At 47.3% G+C, this 2,618-nt stretch carries 3 protein-coding genes; all 3 read right to left on the bottom strand.

Features of this window, described 5'->3' with window-relative positions:
* Positions 1 to 973, bottom strand: a 973-nt coding sequence (locus AB1466_00780) for a radical SAM protein (GenBank protein MEW6188637.1), incomplete at its 3' end; no start/stop codon positions are given.
* Between the two features lie 21 nt (positions 974 to 994).
* A complete protein-coding gene (neuB, locus tag AB1466_00785) occupies positions 995 to 2,047 on the bottom strand; it encodes an N-acetylneuraminate synthase (GenBank protein MEW6188638.1) in 1,053 nt (350 codons plus the stop codon).
* A gap of 42 nt (positions 2,048 to 2,089) precedes the next feature.
* Positions 2,090 to 2,618 (bottom strand): LLM class flavin-dependent oxidoreductase (locus tag AB1466_00790; protein MEW6188639.1); only part of this gene is annotated, 529 nt, incomplete at its 5' end.

Below are 2,618 nucleotides of genomic sequence, written 5' to 3' on the forward strand. Positions count from 1 at the left end.
TTTTATTCATCGCCCTGAGTATCTTGGGAGAAAACGACTCAATTCCGCACCCGATGTGCCTGCATCCTGCCTCGCGTATTCGCTCCATCGATTCCCGATCGAGGGCGTCTATTCTAAAAGCACCGCCCCATATCACCTTTATCCCCCTGCGCTTGAGCTCGTCGCAAAATTCATGAATCCTCTGTTTGGTAAACGAGAGCTCGTCGGTAAAGTGAATGTACCCGCAACCGAATTTCTCAATTACATATTCCATTTCATCGACCACGTTCTTTACGCTTCTTACCCTGTAAACCGAACCCAAGTATTTAGAGTAGCAAAAATTGCACGAAAACGGGCAGCCCCTGGCCGAAACTATGTTTACTGATTTGATTTCACCAACAGGTTTTCCATCCACCCATTTGCGCCTGTTCAGGTACCCTATTGGATTTTTTAAGTAAATCTCCAGAGTATCCAAGTTCTCATAATCCGGAAATGGTATCGAATCCAGATCCCGAATGAGCTCGCGTGGAGGATTCATCCTTATTTCATCCCCATCCCTATAGGCTAGCCCCTTCACCTTGCTTAAGTCACCCAAATTGTCCATGAGGTCAAGTATCGTCAGTTCCCCTTCTCCGATGCAGACAATGTCGATCTCCATATCTCTAAAAAGGATTTCAGGGACGCTGGTCGCAAGAGGGCCACCAACGATGACCGGCACGTGTGGATGGTATTTTTTGATGGTAGATGTTACCCACTTGGTGGGCTTGTAAGTTGTAACTATCCCACCCACGCCTACCAAATCGTAAGCACCAGCATTTGCTTTTACTATCTCCTTAAGCTCGGATTGCGCGTACCTGTGCCCGTTCCAATCTAAGATATCCACTTGGTGGCCTTTCTCTCTCAGTACCGAGCTCAGATACATTATGCCGCTAGGCACACAGTTAGGCTCGGCCCATTCTCGAACAATTGGGTTTATTAGGAGAACATCGCCCATGAACTTACTCTACATGTTGTTTTATTTTATCTTATCCCACGTGATGGGTTTGTATTGACTGATGTAAACCCTCGATTTTTTGCCAACCACCCTCTCCAAGTACTTGGGTTCAAGCCCGATTGCTGGCCTTAAAATAGTGAGCATTTCTTTTTGGATAACGATGCCTACGGGAATGTCCACTTTAGCGAATATGCTCCGCCTTGCCAGCTTACGGATTTCCTGCTCGGCTTTGACGGTTTTTTTTGTCGGTGTACCCATCATTTTTTCCACTGCCCTGATGCCCTTCACCATCGCTTTCAGTTCATTTGGTTCTATGGAATAGAAGTGGTCCGGCCCCCGTAGCTTCCTGCTGAGTGTGAAGTGCTTTTCAACTATTACTGCACCGAGAGCAACCGCTGCCAAGGGCGCGGCTATCCCAAGCGTGTGGTCCGAGTAGCCAACGGGGAGCTTGAACTCCTTTCGCAGGATGTTTATCGCGAGGAGGTTCGCATCCTCCTCCGCAACCGGGTAATTCGCCGTACAATGAAGCAGGACGATCCTCTCGTTTCCCGCCCGCTTAATCGTCAATATCGCTTCCCAGATCTCGCCCATGGTGGCCGCGCCAGTAGAAACTATCATCGGCTTTCTCTTCTTGGCCATGTATCTGATGAAAGGCAAGTTTGTCAATTCCCCGGACGCCACCTTGAAAGCGGGGACGCCAAGCCCATCAAGAAGGTCGACAGCTTCCTCATCGAATGGCGAGGATAAGAAAATCAGACCCCTCTTTTTCGCGTATCTCACAAGTTCGGGGTGCCACTCTCGGGGGAGCTCTATCCGCTTAAAAATTTCGTATGCCGATTCCTTCTCGCTCACTTTTTTCATGTAGCCGGCTTTCGGAGATATTTTCGCCACTAACTTATCCGCTAGAAATGTCTGGAATTTGACAGCATCTGCACCGGCATCCGCCGCTGCATCGATCAGACGCTTCGCCTGCCCGAGCTTGCGGTCATGGTTTGACCCAACCTCAGCAACTACGAACACGGGCTCGCCTTCGCCCACGAGCTTATCACCGATTTTCACCCTCGCGGTCATCATTTTAATCCTTCAACATGCGATTTGACACCGAAAAACTCCCTGTTAGAATTCCACTGCATCCTCAAGGTATGGGAAGCGAAGGATGAAATGGCTTATGCCCATCTCTTCGTATATTTTAATCTTTTCTTCAATCTCCTTTTGTGTTCCAACCAATCTGGGCTCAGCATAGTCCTCTAAGCTTTGTCCAGGCTTTAAAAATGCCCGAACTTTTTTCATCACTTCTTCTTTGCTTTTTCCAATGATGCAGATGCCAGACCAACTCTTCGTTATGTCCCTATCGTATTTATGGCAAAGCTCATTCAAAATCTCTAGAGATTCTCTAAGTTGAGGTGGAGAACCCCAAATGTTTATTCCGTCTGCTAGTCTAGCACACAAGTCAAGCATCAAATGACCTGATTTAAAAGTCCCTACCCAAATAGGAGTCGTAGCTTTAGGTGAGCAGTAAGCTTCTTTAAGATGGTAAAACTTTCCAGAATACGAAAATTTATCATTCCCCCAAAGACCCTTCAGGACTTCAATGGTTTCCTTTAACATCGCTATCCTAGAACGTGAATCCAAAAAAGGAAAACCG

The organism is Actinomycetota bacterium (assembly GCA_040755895.1).
Taxonomy (GTDB): domain Bacteria; phylum Actinomycetota; class Aquicultoria; order Subteraquimicrobiales; family Subteraquimicrobiaceae; genus Subteraquimicrobium.